At 67.7% G+C, this 13,898-nt stretch carries 14 protein-coding genes; 10 read left to right on the top strand and 4 right to left on the bottom strand.

Annotation, left to right across the window (positions count from 1 at the left end; all coding sequences use genetic code 11):
* Nucleotides 1-46 precede the first annotated feature (46 nt).
* The gene (locus AB0M22_RS23735) at nt 47-1,066 is read right to left on the bottom strand and encodes an NAD-dependent epimerase/dehydratase family protein (RefSeq protein ID WP_364730702.1); all 1,020 of its coding nucleotides are present in this window, start codon (nt 1,064-1,066) and stop codon (nt 47-49) included.
* Between the two features lie 144 nt (nt 1,067-1,210).
* Here AB0M22_RS23735 and AB0M22_RS23740 point away from each other — a divergent pair, with 144 nt between their 5' ends.
* Nucleotides 1,211-1,783, top strand: a complete 573-nt coding sequence (locus AB0M22_RS23740) for a TetR/AcrR family transcriptional regulator (RefSeq protein ID WP_364730706.1) — start codon at nt 1,211-1,213, stop codon at nt 1,781-1,783.
* On the opposite strand, the gene AB0M22_RS23745 is transcribed toward AB0M22_RS23740, so the two are convergent.
* On the bottom strand, nt 1,758-2,918 hold the full coding sequence (locus AB0M22_RS23745) for an erythromycin esterase family protein (RefSeq protein ID WP_364730708.1): 1,161 nt from the start codon (nt 2,916-2,918) through the stop codon (nt 1,758-1,760). The two genes, AB0M22_RS23740 and AB0M22_RS23745, sit on opposite strands and share 26 nt — an antisense overlap.
* Nucleotides 2,919-3,000: 82 nt before the next feature.
* On the opposite strand from AB0M22_RS23745, the gene AB0M22_RS23750 reads away from it, so the two are divergent.
* On the top strand, nt 3,001-3,714 hold the full coding sequence (locus AB0M22_RS23750; RefSeq protein ID WP_364730711.1) for a TioE family transcriptional regulator: 714 nt from the start codon (nt 3,001-3,003) through the stop codon (nt 3,712-3,714).
* A 58-nt stretch (nt 3,715-3,772) separates the two neighbouring features.
* On the opposite strand, the gene AB0M22_RS23755 is transcribed toward AB0M22_RS23750, so the two are convergent.
* Nucleotides 3,773-5,278, bottom strand: coding sequence for an NAD(P)/FAD-dependent oxidoreductase (locus tag AB0M22_RS23755; RefSeq protein ID WP_364730714.1), 1,506 nt, complete (start codon nt 5,276-5,278; stop codon nt 3,773-3,775).
* A 239-nt stretch (nt 5,279-5,517) separates the two neighbouring features.
* Between AB0M22_RS23755 and AB0M22_RS23760 the strand changes: the two genes are divergently transcribed.
* From AB0M22_RS23760 to AB0M22_RS23790, 7 genes are all read left to right on the top strand, one after another.
* Nucleotides 5,518-6,336 (top strand): ABC transporter permease, encoded by an 819-nt coding sequence (locus tag AB0M22_RS23760; protein WP_364730717.1) that lies wholly within the window; start codon nt 5,518-5,520, stop codon nt 6,334-6,336.
* A complete protein-coding gene (locus AB0M22_RS23765) occupies nt 6,309-7,172 on the top strand; it encodes an ATP-binding cassette domain-containing protein (protein ID WP_364730720.1) in 864 nt (287 codons plus the stop codon). The genes AB0M22_RS23760 and AB0M22_RS23765 overlap by 28 nt, the downstream gene beginning before the upstream one ends.
* The gene (locus tag AB0M22_RS23770; RefSeq protein ID WP_364730723.1) at nt 7,169-8,173 is read left to right on the top strand and encodes an ABC transporter substrate-binding protein; all 1,005 of its coding nucleotides are present in this window, start codon (nt 7,169-7,171) and stop codon (nt 8,171-8,173) included. The genes AB0M22_RS23765 and AB0M22_RS23770 overlap by 4 nt, the downstream gene beginning before the upstream one ends.
* A 12-nt stretch (nt 8,174-8,185) precedes the next feature.
* Nucleotides 8,186-9,331: an LLM class flavin-dependent oxidoreductase gene (locus AB0M22_RS23775; protein WP_364730726.1), complete on the top strand. Its 1,146-nt coding sequence runs from the start codon at nt 8,186-8,188 to the stop codon at nt 9,329-9,331.
* A 176-nt stretch (nt 9,332-9,507) separates the two neighbouring features.
* Nucleotides 9,508-10,911, top strand: coding sequence for an amino acid permease (locus AB0M22_RS23780; RefSeq protein ID WP_364730729.1), 1,404 nt, complete (start codon nt 9,508-9,510; stop codon nt 10,909-10,911).
* Nucleotides 10,912-11,105: 194 nt separating this feature from the next.
* Nucleotides 11,106-11,516: an SgcJ/EcaC family oxidoreductase gene (locus tag AB0M22_RS23785; RefSeq protein ID WP_364730732.1), complete on the top strand. Its 411-nt coding sequence runs from the start codon at nt 11,106-11,108 to the stop codon at nt 11,514-11,516.
* A gap of 97 nt (nt 11,517-11,613) precedes the next feature.
* Nucleotides 11,614-12,711, top strand: coding sequence for a hypothetical protein (locus AB0M22_RS23790; RefSeq protein WP_364730735.1), 1,098 nt, complete (start codon nt 11,614-11,616; stop codon nt 12,709-12,711).
* Nucleotides 12,712-12,867: 156 nt separating this feature from the next.
* Here the strand turns inward: AB0M22_RS23790 and AB0M22_RS23795 are convergent, their stop codons facing one another.
* Complete coding sequence (locus AB0M22_RS23795) at nt 12,868-13,203, bottom strand: hypothetical protein (RefSeq protein WP_364731936.1); 336 nt, start codon at nt 13,201-13,203, stop codon at nt 12,868-12,870.
* Between the two features lie 268 nt (nt 13,204-13,471).
* On the opposite strand from AB0M22_RS23795, the gene AB0M22_RS23800 reads away from it, so the two are divergent.
* Nucleotides 13,472-13,807 (top strand): RNA polymerase-binding protein RbpA, encoded by a 336-nt coding sequence (locus tag AB0M22_RS23800; RefSeq protein ID WP_040731279.1) that lies wholly within the window; start codon nt 13,472-13,474, stop codon nt 13,805-13,807.
* Nucleotides 13,808-13,898: the final 91 nt, after the last annotated feature.

Below are 13,898 nucleotides of genomic sequence, written 5' to 3' on the forward strand. Positions count from 1 at the left end.
CAGGCGATGTCAGGTAAGGGCGGCTACGAGGGGAGCGCGGCGGTGATCAGGCTGCGTCGTGTTCGATCAGGCTGTTGGCGCAGTCGAGCACGGCCTGGTTGGCGGGGCGGGGCGCCCAGCCGAGGACGCGTTTGGCCTTATCGGTGCTGTGCCGGTTGCGGCGACCCAGGGCGGGGGTGATCTCGCCGAGGGAAGCGTCGCTGAGGCGGGCGGCGAGCTTGACCGCGAAGTCGGGCAGTTGGCGGGTGGAGACCTGCTTGCCGCGGGAGCCGAGGCCCTCGCGCAGGGTGCGGGCCATGTCGCGCATCCACATGAATTCGCCGGTGGCGAGGAAGCGTTCGCCGGCGGCGGCGGGTTCGGTCATCGCCCGGATGTGGATGTCGGCGAGGTCGCGGACGTCGACGATTTCCAGTCCGATGCGCGGGACGCCGGGCAGCTTGCCGCCGACCATGCGGGCGACGATGTCGACCGACCCGGTGGTGCTGGTGGTCAGGATGGGGCCGAAGACCGCGCCGGGCAGGATGGTGGTCAGCTCGGTCGGGCCGTCGTAGTCGGCCATGAAATCCCAGGCCGCACGCTCGGCGAGGGTCTTGGACCGGCGGTACGGGATCAGCGTCGGATCGTCGGGATCGGTCCACAGCGTCTCGTCGGTGATGCCGTCGGTCGCGTAGGACGAGGGGCTCGAAGCGTTCGCCGCCGAGGTCAGGACCACCCGCTTCACCCCGCCCGCGGTGGCCGCGCGCAGCACCCGTAGCGCGCCGCCGCGGGCCGCGTCGATCAGCGCGTCCACATCGTCGGCGTTACGCCCCAGCGGCGAGGCGACGTGCAGCACATAGTCGACGTCCTTGACCGCGGCCTCCCAGCCCTCGTCCGAGGTCAGGTCGGCGACGGCGAAGCTCAGCCGCCCGGCCGGGTCGACCGCGGTGGACACGGCCGAGATGACGGCCGCCTCCTTGTCTGCGGCACGCACGGTCGTGCGCACGTCGTAGCCGCGTTCCAGCAGCTCGACGATGCACCATCCCGCGACGTAGCCACTCCCCCCGGTTACCAGAACCAACTCACCCATCGTCGTCCTCCAATGTGTTCGGAACGCCTGTGCGAGAATGAAACGGAGACCCCTCCGGTATTGCCTGCGAGCGTACCGGAGGGCCCTCCGTTTAGCAAAAGTGTGTGTATGGGCAAAGTGTGTATGGATGGAGCGCCGACATTGGTGGACACGCCGAAGCAGGCCAGAGCTGATGCCCGAACGAATCGCGAACGCGTCCTCGTCGCCGCCAGGGACGCGTTCACCGTTTCCGGCGGCACGTCGCTGACGGCGATCGCCAAGCAGGCCGGGGTCGGCATCGGGACGCTGTACCGGCACTTCCCGAATCGGGAATCGCTGATCGTCGCGCTCTACCAGCACGACATCCAGGACCTGATCGATCTCGCGCCGACGCTACTGGACAGACATCCGCCGCTGACCGCGTTGCGACTATGGTTCGACGAGGTCGCTCGCTACGGACAGCTGAAATACGGTGTCGCCGAGGTCATTCACGCGGCGACCAACGGGGGGCTCGACGACGAGTACTACCGCCCGTTCGTGGGCGCGATCGGCCTGCTGCTCGAACGGGGTGTCGCAGCGGGCGCGCTCAAGCCCGACCTCGATCCCGAGGATGTACTGCTGCAGCTGAGCGTTCTCTGGCGGATCGACCCCGAGAACGGCGGCGCCGAACGGGCCGCGCGCATCCTCGATCTCATCGTCGATGGGTTACAGGTCAACCCGCAATCCGACCAGGTGTGACAGTCGAGCTGTCACCGATGTGCAGGACCGTGTCCGCTGTCTCGAGCGTCGCGTTGTCCAGCGGGAAGTAGCCCTTCTCCGGAGTGGTACCGGTCTGCACACGAGCGCCGGCGATCGTGGCGGCCGACGCCAAACCCCAAGTGCCGATTCGGCTTTGCAGCGAACCCTCGAACGTATCCGGCTCCGGCGCCGGCAGATCCAGACCGGCGCTGCACCCCAGGCTGCCCGCGATGAACGTGTACTGCTCACCCCACAGCGCCCCGACGATCGCGCCGACGCCGACCCAGTCGAGGACCATGCCCGCCACCTTCATCGTGCCGGGGTGCCGCCGCAGATGGAAGTTGTGCGCGTGCGCCAGCGTCCCGCCGCGACCGGCCTCGAGGCCGCGGATGTCGAGCAGGTTCTGGGCCATGATCGCGTCGCGGGTGGACGACAGCAGGGATATCCGGGCGTCCAGGTCGAGCTGCCTGGCGGCCTGCCGGTGGTAGCGGAGCAGGCCGATGCCGGCGGTGAGATATGTTCTGGCCCTTCGCCACTCGGCGTGCGACGTGCGGTCGATCAGTTCTGGCGCGCGTCGTTCGAGCGAGACGAGCAGGTCGTGCGCGATCGAGCGCAGCTGGTCGGCCTCGGCCGTGGCGCCGATCGACTTGGTGGCGTCCAGGATTGCCTCCTCGCGGTGCCAGAGTTCGTCGTCGCCGAGCAGACTCGCGAGGTCGAGATCGGATTGCAGGTAGTCGCGGGCGTATTCGAGGTAGCGACGCGGACTTTGGGCGGTGGTGTTCTCGGTCTGCCCGTCGAAGCCGTGGAAGCTCAGTTGTTCTTCCAGCGGCCGGTGCCGGTTGTATTCGCGCATCCAGGCGACCAGTTGCCGGTTGCCCTCCAGCTTTCCCCAGCCGTGCGAGAAGCCTTCGTTCAGCACGGACTCGAGGGTGCCGATGCCCGCTTGGACGTAATCGTTCACGGCGAGCGCGGCGATCCGGTCGGTTTCGAGGGCGATCGATCGGAACCCGAGGTCGGCCAGTTGCGCGAACAGTTCGTTGCGGACCAATTGGAAAGCCGGTTCCTGATGCGTCGGTTCGCCCAGCGCAACCAGGTCACATGGTGTGGGTACGAAGTCCCGAATGTTCTGACTCATGTGTCTGAATCATATCGTTGAAAGAACGGTTGAGACTTTTGTGCGCGCTGACCGCTCAGCACTCCGGTAAAGTCTCAAACCAGTGAGTACCCTGCGACCAGCCGACCTAGCGCGCGAGCACGGCCTATCGACCCAAGCCGTCCGCAATTATGAGCAGGACGGATGCATCCCGCCCGCCGAACGCACCGCCAGCGGCTACCGCATCTACACCGAGGTGCATGCGGCCGCGCTGCAGACCTACCTCGCGCTGATCCCGGCCTACGGGCACTCGGCAAGTGGCCAGATCATGAACGCACTCCACGATGCCGGAGTCGAGGGTGTGCTGATAGCGATCGACCGCGGCCACAGCCAATTACTGCGCGACAGAGAGACTCTCGATACGGTGCGAAAGGCGGTGGCGCACCTGACCGCCGAATCCCCCACCGTCGCAGACCTATCCGCCGACACCCGAACCATCGGCGAACTCGCACACCAACTTCGGGTCACCCCCGCGACCCTGCGCAACTGGGAAGGCGCGGGCATCCTCGCCCCGGCCCGCGACCCGTCCACCGGCTATCGCCGTTACGACGCAAGCGATCTCCGCGACGCCCACCTCGCCGACCTACTCCGCCGCGGCGGCTACCCCCTGGACCACATCCGCACGGTGATCGAACAGATCCGAACCGCAGGCGGCACAGAAGCATTGGCCGCGGCCCTGGCCGACTGGCAACAAAAGCTCACCACCCAGGGCCTGGCCATGCTCAACGCCGCCACCCACCTGAACCACTACCTGAACGTGCACACGCACACCCTTTGATCTCCCGCACAGCGAATCGCATGCGATTGGCTGTGCGGGAGATCAGGAAGTGTGCGGCTCAGGCGGTGCGGGTCTCGACCAGCGGGCGATCCTTGGATTCGTTCGCGCTGCGGGCGAAGGTGAGGACGTCGTCTTCGATCGGTCCCTTGCGGAGCATCTTGCGATCGCGGAAGTAGTTGTTGATGACTTGCCACGGGCCGCGGGTGCCCTGCCGGGGCATCACCGCGTCGCCGCGCTGGATGTAGCCGGAGGTGAGCGCGCCGCCCATGACCGACTCGGCGGCACGGTCGCCTTCTTCGGCCACCGCAACGACTTTGGTGAATCCACCGGACTTCATGTGGTTGAGCACGCGGCAGAAGTATTCGGCGGCCAGGTCGGCTTTGAGCGTCCACGAGGCGTTGGTGTAGCCGAGCACCATCATCGCGTTCGGCACGCCGTCGAGCATCGCGCCCTTGTAGACGACCCGGTCGCGGGTGACCACGGGCTCGCCGTCCACCTCCAGGGTGGCGCCGCCGAGCATCTGCACGCGCAGGCCGGTCGCGCTGATCACCAGGTCGGCGGGCAGTTCCTCGCCCGAGACCAGGCGGATGCCGGTCTCGGTGAACGATTCGATGCGGTCGGTGACGATGGACGCCTTGCCACTGCGCAGCACCTTGAACAGGTCACCGCTGGGCACCACGCACAACCGCTGGTCCCACGGATCGTAGGACGGGGTGAAGTGCCGCATGTCGATGTCCGAGCCGAGCCACATCCGCACCGCGCCGAGCAGTACCTTCTTCGACGCGGCGGGATTGGTGCGGGAGAGCTGAAAGCTGGCGCGCTGCAACGCGATATTGCGCGCCCGGCCGGTTCGATAGGCCAGTTTGGCCGGCACCCTGGCCAGCTTCAGGCCGACCGCGACCGGGTCGTCGGCGGGCAGCGCGGTGATGTAGGTGGGCGAACGTTGCAGCATGGTGACGTGCGCGGCATCCTCGCTCATCGCCGGGACCAGGGTGATCGCGGTGGCGCCGCTGCCGATCACCACGACCCGCTTGCCGCGGTAGTCGAGCCCCTCGGGCCAATGCTGCGGGTGCACGATCTGCCCGCCGAAGTCGGCCTCGCCGGGGAATTCCGGGCGGAAGCCGTTGTCGTAGTCGTAGTAGCCGGTACAACCGACCAGGAAATTGCTGGTGAAGGTCTCGACGGCGCCGGTCTGCTCGTCGAGCGCCTCGACCGTCCAGATGCCCGCCGCGCTCGACCAGCGGGCGGTGGTGACCTTGCGGCCGAAGTGGATGTGCTCCTTGACGCCGTATTCGACAGCGGTGTCCTCGACGTACTGGCGGATGTGCGGGCCGTCGGCGAGCACCTTGGTGCCGATCCAGGGGCGGAAACCGTAGCCGAAGGTGAGCATGTCCGAGTCGGACCGGATGCCGGGGTACCGGAACAGGTCCCAGGTGCCGCCGATCGCGCTGCGGCGCTCCAGGATCGCGTAGCTGCGCCCGGTTTGCTCGCGGGTGAGGTGGCAGGCCATGCCGATACCGGAGAGGCCGGCGCCGATGATCAGTACGTCGACATGCCGCGTCATTGAGGAATCCGTTTCGTCTGGTCACGCCTCGATCACCTTCGACCGAGAACTCCCGTCGAGGTTACGTGTTATCCGAGGTTACGTCTAGTCCCGGTTGCTGGAAACATGCTGACGGACGAGCACCCAATTAAAACCGTGCTGGTTTGAAACGGTGACTCCGCCGCGCCGGGCGCACAGCATGGAGGACTGCGGCGTGCTCAGTGCGCTGCGGAGATCTTGCCCCCAACCCGAGGTGTTGCGTGTCATCAATTGTTGTGGAGCCGACACCGATTCGGGTTCGGTCGGCGGCTCGGTGGCGACCGCGCAAGATCTGGTTGCGGGTGGTCAGCCCGCTGGTCCTGGTGATCGCGTGGCAGGTGGCCAGCGTGAGCGGCGCACTGCCGGAACGACTTCTGGCCTCGCCGCTGACGATCGTGCGCACCACCGGGGACCTGTTGCAGGCCGGGACATTGCAGGAAGCGATCACCGTGTCGCTGGGCCGGGCGGCGACCGGCTTCGTGATCGGGGCGGTGCTTGGCATCGGCCTGGCCGTGCTCGCCGGGCTGAGCACGGTCGGCGAGTACGTCGTCGATCCGCCGATGCAGATGCTGCGCACGGTGCCGTTCTACGGGTTGATTCCGTTGCTGATCCTGTGGTTCGGCATCGGCGAGCTGCCGAAGGTGGTGCTGGTCGCATTCGGCACGGCGATTCCGTTGTATCTCAATACTTTCGCCGGCATCCGCGGGGTGGACGGCAAGCTGGCCGAACTCGCGCAGGTACAGCAGCTGGGCCGGATCGCCGTCATCGGGCACATCGTGCTGCCGGGCGCGCTGCCCCAGATCCTGGTCGGGTTGCGGCAGTCGCTGGGTATCGCCTGGCTGGCGTTGATCGTGGCCGAGCAGGTCAATGCCGATGCGGGACTCGGGTTTCTGATCAACGACGCGCGCGAGTTCCTGCGCACCGACGTCATCGTGGTCGGCCTGCTCGTGTACTGCGTGCTCGGTCTGCTGACCGACGCGTTCGTCCGATTGATCGAGAGGAAGGCGCTGGCATGGCGACGCGGATTCCTGGGACAGTGATTACCGAAGAGCTGATCGATACCGACCATCCGGAGACACCGACCGCCGCAGAGCCGGCAAACGGCTCGGCGACCTCCACGAACCGGACCGAAGGCCGTTCGGCCGCAAAGACTTCCAAGGATGAGCCGAAAACACCGGTCGCGCGAGTACGCGGAGTGGTCCGCGAGTTCGACGGACGCCGCGTGCTCGACGGACTCGATCTCGACATCGCGCCAGGCGAATTCGTCGCGCTGCTCGGTCGCAGCGGGTCGGGCAAGTCCACCCTGTTGCGTGCGCTCGCGGGCCTCGATCGAGGTGTCCAAGGCGAGCTGGATACGCAAGGCACCATCGCCGTCGCCTTCCAGGAACCGCGCCTCGTGCCGTGGAAACGCGTGCTGGCCAACGTGTTTCTCGGTCTGCGCCACGACGACCCGAAGGCCGCCGCCCGGGCCGCGCTCGCCGAGGTCGGCCTCGCCGAGCGCGCGAACGCCTGGCCGCTCACCCTCTCCGGCGGCGAGGCGCAACGCGCCAGCCTCGCTCGCGCTCTGGTCCGCGAGCCGGATCTGCTGCTGCTCGACGAGCCGTTCAGCGCCCTGGATGCGTTGACCCGCATCACCATTCATCGCCTCGTCATCGACCTGTGGCAGCGCCGCAAGCCCGGCGTCCTGCTGGTCACCCACGACGTCGACGAGGCGCTGCGTCTGGCCGACCGGGTACTCGTGCTCGGCGACGGCCGGATCGCCCACGAGTCCCGCATCGACCTGCCGCGGCCGCGCCGCAACGACCACTCGCAACTGCTCTCCCTGCGCAACACACTGCTCGCCGAACTGGGCGTGGCACCGGAAGGAACCGAATGAAAGCCAGAAGGCTGCTGCTCGCAACGACTCTCGCACTGGTCGTGGCGGTCGGCACGGCCTGCGGGTCGGACAAGGCCGAGGACGCGGCGGTCCGCCCCGACGGTTCGATCGACCTGTCCCAGGTGACGTTGCACGCGGGCGATCAGAAGGGCACCGGGCTGCAAGCGCTGCTCACCGCCGCGGGCGAGCTGGACAAGACGCCGTACAAGATCACCTGGTCGCAGTATCAATCCGGCCCGCCGATGCTGGAGGCGATCAACGCCGGCGCGGTCGATATCGGCGGCGTCGGCAATGCCCCGCCGGTGTTCGCGGCCGCGGCCAAGTCGGGGATCAAGATCGTCAGCGGCTACCGGGCCGGCACCGAGGGCCAGGCGGTCGTGGTGCCCAAGGATTCGCCGCTGCGCAGCCCGGAAGAGTTGCGCGGCAAGAAGATCGCGGTGGCCAAGGGCAGTTCGGCGCACCACCATCTGCTCACGGTGCTGACCAAGGCGGGCATCAAGTGGGATCAGATCGAGCCGCAGTACTTGCAGCCGCCGGACGCGCTGGCCGCGCTGTCCACCGGCCGGGTCGACGCCTGGGCCATCTGGGATCCCTACACCGCGCAGGCCGAGCAGCAGGCGAACGCGCGAATCCTGGTGAACGGCAACGGATATGTCACCGGCGATGCCTTCTACGTGGCCGGCAGCAAGTCGCTGGAGAGCAAGGCGACCTCCGCCGCCCTGCGTGACCTGCTCGCCCGCATCGCGCGGGCGCACGTCTGGGTCAACGCGCACCCCGAGCAGTGGGCGAAGACCTACGCCGAGCTGACCGGACTCCCCTATGACGTCATCCTCACCGTCGTCAAACGTGGCCCGTACCAAGACCATCCGCTCGACGCCGCGGCCATCGCCGCCGAGCAGAGCGTCGCGGACGCGTTCGCCGACGCGGGGCTCATCCCGCGCAAGGTCGATATCAAGGACTACACCGACACCCGCTTCAACGACCTGTATCCCCCGGCCTAAGGAGTTGGCTTCATGACTTTGTCCTTCCACTGGTTCCTGCCCACCTACGGCGATTCGCGCGGCCTGGTCGCGGGCGGGCACGGCACCTTCATGTCCGGTGACCGGCCCGCGACCCTGCGCTACCTGAACCAGATCGGCGCGGCCGCCGAGGACAACGGCTTCGAGGCGGTGCTCACGCCGACCGGCGCCTGGTGCGAGGACGCCTGGCTCACCACGGCGATGATGGTCGACACCACCGAGACGCTGAAGTTCCTGGTCGCGCTGCGTCCCGGCCTGGTCAGCCCGACCCTCGCCGCGCAGATGGCGGGCACCTTCCAGCGGCATTCGCAGGGCAGGCTGCTGCTGAACGTGGTGACCGGCGGCGAGCCGCACGAGCAGCAGGCCTACGGCGACTTCCTGGACAAGGAGCAGCGCTACGCGCGCACCGGCGAGTTCCTGCACGTGGTGAAGGAGCTGTGGAACTCGAACGAGCCGATCACCTTCGAGGGCGAGCACATTCACGTCCGCGACGCGCTGCTGAGCAACCGGCCCGATCCGATTCCGCCGGTGTTCTTCGGCGGTTCCTCCGCGCCGGCCGGACCGGTCGCGGCCCGCTACGCCGACACCTACCTCACCTGGGGTGAGCCGCTGCTCGCGGTGAGCCGCAAGCTGGAGTGGATCCGCAGGCTGGCCGTCGATCAGGGCCGCGTCCTCGATTACGGCCTGCGCATCCACGTGATCAGCCGCGACACCGCCGAGGAGGCCTGGGCCGAGGCCGATCGACTGCTCCAGGGCATCGACCCGGCCGACGTCGAGCGGGTGCAGGCGAGCCTGGCGCGCAGCGAGTCGGAGGGGCAGCGGCGGATGTCGGAGCTGCACGGCGGCAGCACCGACCGGCTGGAGATCGCACCCAACCTGTGGGCCGGGGTCGGGCTGGTGCGCGGCGGGGCGGGCACCGCGCTGGTCGGCTCGCACGCCGAGGTGGCCGAGCGGCTGATCGAGTACTCGAAGCTCGGCATCAGCCACTTCATCCTGTCCGGCTACCCGCACCTGGAAGAGGCGTACTGGTTCGGCGAGGGCGTGCTGCCGATCCTGGAGCGCAAGGGGCTGTGGACTCACCCCTCCCGACCGGCCGCCGCGCCGGTCGCGACCCCCTTCGCGGCGTCGTCGAGCAGCTGACCCAGATGTGCCTTCGCGGTCCCGCACCCGGTTTCACCTGCGAATCCGGGTGCGGGGGCGCGAGCGGCGCGACTTACCCAGTTGCACCCAGTTAACGGTGACTGACTCACTTCGATGAGAATGATCTAGTGGTCCGGCTCCCCGGCCGGCCCGCTAGTCGAGCTCATAAGGGAGTCATGACCACCCCAGCCGCCCAGCGATGGCGTCGCCGCCTGCCCGACACCGCGACCACCGACGGAGCGCCGAAGCTGGCGCGCAGACTCGGACGCATCGACCTCACGGCGATGGGGGTCGGCACCATTGTCGGCGCGGGCATCTTCGTGATCACCGGCGTGGCCGCGGCCGAGAAGGCCGGGCCGTCGATCGTGCTGTCGTTCCTGCTGGCCGGGACGGTGTGCGTGCTGGTCGCGCTCTGCTACAGCGAGCTCGCGGCGATGGTGCCGGTTTCCGGCAGCGCCTACACCTATACCTATGCCACGCTCGGCGAAGGGCCCGCGTTCCTGGTCGGGTGGAATCTGTTGCTGGAGTTCGTGATCGCGGGCGCCGCGGTCGCGATCGGCTGGTCCGGGACAACGGTGTCGGCGCTGGATTCGATCTTCGGCATCACCGTGCCCAAGGCCATCGCGGCCGGTCCGGGCGAGGGCGGGATCGTGAATCTGCCTGCGGTGCTGATCATCTGCGTGATCGTCGCCGTGCTGGTTTTCGAGGTCTCGCTGACCGCGCGGATCACCAAGGTGCTCGTCGGGGTGACGATCGGCGTGCTGGTGCTGGTGGTCGCCGTCGGCGCACCGCATATCGACGTGAACAACTGGACTCCGTTCGCGCCCTTCGGTTTCAGCGGAATCGTGGGTGGCGCGGCGATCGCGTTCTTCGCGTTCCTCGGGTTCGATGTCGTCGCGGCCTCGGCCGAGGAGGCGCGCAACCCGCGCAAGGACGTGCCGTTCGCCATCATCGGCACGGTGCTCATCGCGACCGTGCTCTACGCGCTGGTCAGCGCCGTGCTCACCGGGATCGCGCCGTTCGCGTCGCTGAACAACGGGGCGCCGATCGCGACCGCGTTCGGCGGGTTGAAGATCGGCTGGATCGGCAATGTCATCGTGATCGCCTCGGTCATCGCGTTGACCAAGGGTCTGCTGATGATCGTGTACGCGCAGGTCCGGCTGGCGTTCGCGATGTGCCGAGATCGACTGCTGCCCTACGGTTTTGCGCAGACCGGCAAGCGGTCCACGCCGGTCCGGCTGACGCTGGTGCTCGGGGTGTTCTGCGCGACGATCGCCGGGTTGCTGCCGATCGACATCGTGGTGGAGCTGGTGAACATCGGGGCGCTGTCCGCGTTCGCGGTGGTGTGCGTCGGCGTGCTGGTGTTGCGCCGGGCCGAGCCCGAGCGGGAGCGGCCGTTCCGGACGCCGTTCGTGCCGGTGGTTCCGGTGCTCGCGCTCGTCGGGTGCGTGCTGCTGGCGACGACGTTGGACGGGTTGACCTGGGTGCGGTTCGCGGTCTGGGTCGCGGTCGGGCTGATCGTGTACTTCGCCTACAGCCGCAAGCGCTCCACGCTCGCTCCGGCGGCCGTGCGCACCTGACCGCTTCCCACCGTCTCAGCTGCCGGGATCGACTCGCGACCTGCGGGTTCGGTCCCGGCTCTCGCCCCGATGGCGGGAAAGCATCGGGATATATCACACATGACGCGGAATCCATTGCGTCCCATGCGCGTTTTCGGCAGGCTCACTAGATGCCGAACGTACTGGTGAGGCGCCAGATGAAGGGACGATGAACGATGTCGGACGACGAGAAGACGATCCGGGTTCTGATCGAGCGGTGGGCCGCCGCCGTGCACGCGGGCGACCTGGCCGCCGTTCTCGCCGATCACGCCCCCGACATCGTCATGTTCGATGTCCCGCCGCCGGACGAGGGCCTGCGCGGCATCGACGCCTACCAGGCGGCGTGGCCCGGCTTCTTCGAGTGGCAGGCGCAGGGCGCGACGTTCGAGATCGTCTCGCTCGACGTCACCGCCGGCGCTGACGTCGCCTTCGCGCACGCCCTGCTGCTGTGCGGAACCGCCGAGGACTTCGCCAAGGACCCGGCCCGGCGCCTGCGCCTCACCCTCGGACTCCGCAAGGAGAACGAGCGATGGATCGTGTCCCACGAGCACCACTCGTTCCCGGACGCGAGCCTGCCCGCCATCTGAAGAACTGCGCTGAAGGACCGATCAGTACCCCGGTACTAGAAGCGAATAGCGCTGCGGCGGGACGTGTTCGGGCGGTCCGGATTTCTACCTTCGGTGCATGCCAACAACACATTCCGCCGCGCTCGACAGTCGGTCTTCGGCGCGGCATCGCCGCAGTAGCGTGGTCGCCGAGGCCGCCGCTCGGTTGCATCGGCCGCTGAAGTGGATGACGCTCACCATGACCGGGCTCGTCGTGTTCTCGCTGGTGGCGATGGTCGTGGACGATCGCATGCTGCTCGGCGAGTCGGTCTGGTTGAAACCGATGAAGTTCGGGCTCGCGTTCGCTTTGTACGGGCTCACGCTCGCGTGGCTGCTGTCGTTGCCGCACAAGGGAAGTCGCGCGACATGGTGGCTCGGCACGGTATTCGCGGTGACCGGCTTCCTCGATGTCGGGTTCATCGCGATGCAGGCCGCGCGCGGCACGTTCAGCCACTTCAACAACGAGACCGACGCGTGGAACGAGATCGGCCAGCAGGTGTTCCAGTCCGGGGTGCCTGGGCTGTTTCTGGCGAACCTGATCATCGTGTTGATCCTGTCCTGGCAGCGGCTGGTGGACCGGCCGACTGCGCGGGCCATCCATGCCGGACTGTTCCTGGCGGTGGTCGGGATGATGCTCGGTTATCTGATGGGCTTCACCGGCAAGCAACTGGTCCGCGATGCCGACGGCAAGGTAGTCGAGTTGGTTGCCGGGCACACCGTGATCGACCCCGCCAGCCGCGACCTGTCGCCCCGCGACGCCGCCCCGGGCCTGCCGATCACCCATTGGAGCACCATCGGCGGCGACCTCCGCGTCCCGCACTTCATCGGTCTGCACGGTATCCAGGTGCTACTCCTGGCCGTCGTCGTCCTGGCCTGGCTGGCCCCGCGCTACCCCTGGCTACGCGCCGACCGCACCCGCGCCGCGGTGATCGGCGTCCTCGCCCTCGGCTACACCGGCCTCCTGGCCATCACATTCACCCAGGCAATGCGCGCCCAGTCCCTGATCCACCCGGACCCCACCACCCTGACCGCCTTCGCCGGCCTGACCACAGGTGTCCTGGCGCTACTCGGCCTCGTCTACTGGCAAGCCCGCGCAACCCCAGATCCCGAACCGACCACCACAGACCCAACCCCCACTCCCCTACCCACACCCAACCCAATCCGCGGCCGCCAGTAACCGCCCAAGCTCACTTGACGTAGGAACCGTGTTCTCGACTGACGCTGCAACATGCGTCAAGAGCACGGTTCTTACGTCAAGTCGGTTGTCTGCCAGCGGTAGTCGACTGGGCGGAGGTGGGCGGCGCCGATGCAGGTCGCTGTGGGGACGTGCCGGTCAGCGTAGGCGTTCGGCGTCTCTGGTCAGCTCGAGCAAGGTTTTGCCGAGTGTGGCCAGCTCGTCTGGGCTGGCGCCTTCCTCGATGGCGGTGGTGACGTCCTCGGCGGCGCAGCGGGCGGCGAACCAGCGGTCGGCCAGGTCGGCGGCCTCCTGGGCGCTGAGCACGACGGAGTCGTCGGGGATCCCGGTCCCCTTCAAACTGTTGCGGTGCTCGTAGGCGCGTTGGCGACAGGATTGTCGGCAGTACCGGCGACGACGCCCGGCCTCCGACTCCACGATCTCCCGCCCACACCACAGGCAGGACAGCTGACGAGAGTGACGACGATCAGAGATGGAACACACCCCCTAGCGGGACAGCAAGCGGCGCGACATGACGCAGAACCTTAATCGCTCGACGCCCGGAACCCGCTCAGCGACCCCCGAGAACCGCCCGACGCCGGGCGCGGCGAGCTCGGCGCGCCGTTGGCACTACAATGGAACGGTTCCGCGGCCCGTCGGGAACTATCGGCGCAGGCCCGTTCGTTGCACATAAGGTCCAGCGAGCACCACACGCTCGTACGGTCGCAGCAACAAGACTCGAGCACACAGGGAGAGGCACACCATGGCAGATCGCGTACTCCGGGGCAGTCGGCTCGGAGCGGTGAGCTACGAGACCGATCGCGACCACGACCTGGCTCCACGTCGGATCGCCCGGTACCGCACCGACAACGGTGAAGAGTTCGACGTCCCGTTCGCCGACGACGCCGAGATCCCCCCGACGTGGCTTTGCCGCAACGGTCAGGAAGGCATGCTGATCGAGGGCACCACCGTCGAGACCAAGAAGGTCAAGCCCCCGCGCACCCACTGGGACATGCTCCTGGAGCGCCGCAGCAAGGAAGAGCTCGAGGAGCTCCTCAAGGAGCGCCTCGACCTCCTCAAAACCCGCCGCCGCGTCTAAGGGCTCACCACCCGAAAAGGCCGCCTCCATCGAAAGATGCAGGCGGCCTTTCGCGTACCCCCAGTCCGCGAAATCCGCACCCTGACTCGGG

Origin of the sequence: Nocardia sp. NPDC051756, from assembly GCF_040681495.1 — a bacterium.
Classification (GTDB): domain Bacteria; phylum Actinomycetota; class Actinomycetes; order Mycobacteriales; family Mycobacteriaceae; genus Nocardia.

Bases quoted from the DNA above. Each gene is read 5' to 3' on its own strand.
- AB0M22_RS23735 (WP_364730702.1), bottom strand. From the start codon at position 1,066: ATGGGTGAGTTGGTTCTGGTAACCGGGGGGAGTGGCTACGTCGCGGGA.
- AB0M22_RS23745 (WP_364730708.1), bottom strand. From the start codon at position 2,918: ATGAGTCAGAACATTCGGGACTTCGTACCCACACCATGTGACCTGGTT.
- AB0M22_RS23755 (WP_364730714.1), bottom strand. From the start codon at position 5,278: ATGACGCGGCATGTCGACGTACTGATCATCGGCGCCGGCCTCTCCGGT.
- AB0M22_RS23765 (WP_364730720.1), top strand. From the start codon at position 6,309: ATGGCGACGCGGATTCCTGGGACAGTGATTACCGAAGAGCTGATCGAT.
- AB0M22_RS23770 (WP_364730723.1), top strand. From the start codon at position 7,169: ATGAAAGCCAGAAGGCTGCTGCTCGCAACGACTCTCGCACTGGTCGTG.
- AB0M22_RS23775 (WP_364730726.1), top strand. From the start codon at position 8,186: ATGACTTTGTCCTTCCACTGGTTCCTGCCCACCTACGGCGATTCGCGC.
- AB0M22_RS23780 (WP_364730729.1), top strand. From the start codon at position 9,508: ATGACCACCCCAGCCGCCCAGCGATGGCGTCGCCGCCTGCCCGACACC.
- AB0M22_RS23785 (WP_364730732.1), top strand. From the start codon at position 11,106: ATGTCGGACGACGAGAAGACGATCCGGGTTCTGATCGAGCGGTGGGCC.
- AB0M22_RS23790 (WP_364730735.1), top strand. From the start codon at position 11,614: ATGCCAACAACACATTCCGCCGCGCTCGACAGTCGGTCTTCGGCGCGG.
- AB0M22_RS23800 (WP_040731279.1), top strand. From the start codon at position 13,472: ATGGCAGATCGCGTACTCCGGGGCAGTCGGCTCGGAGCGGTGAGCTAC.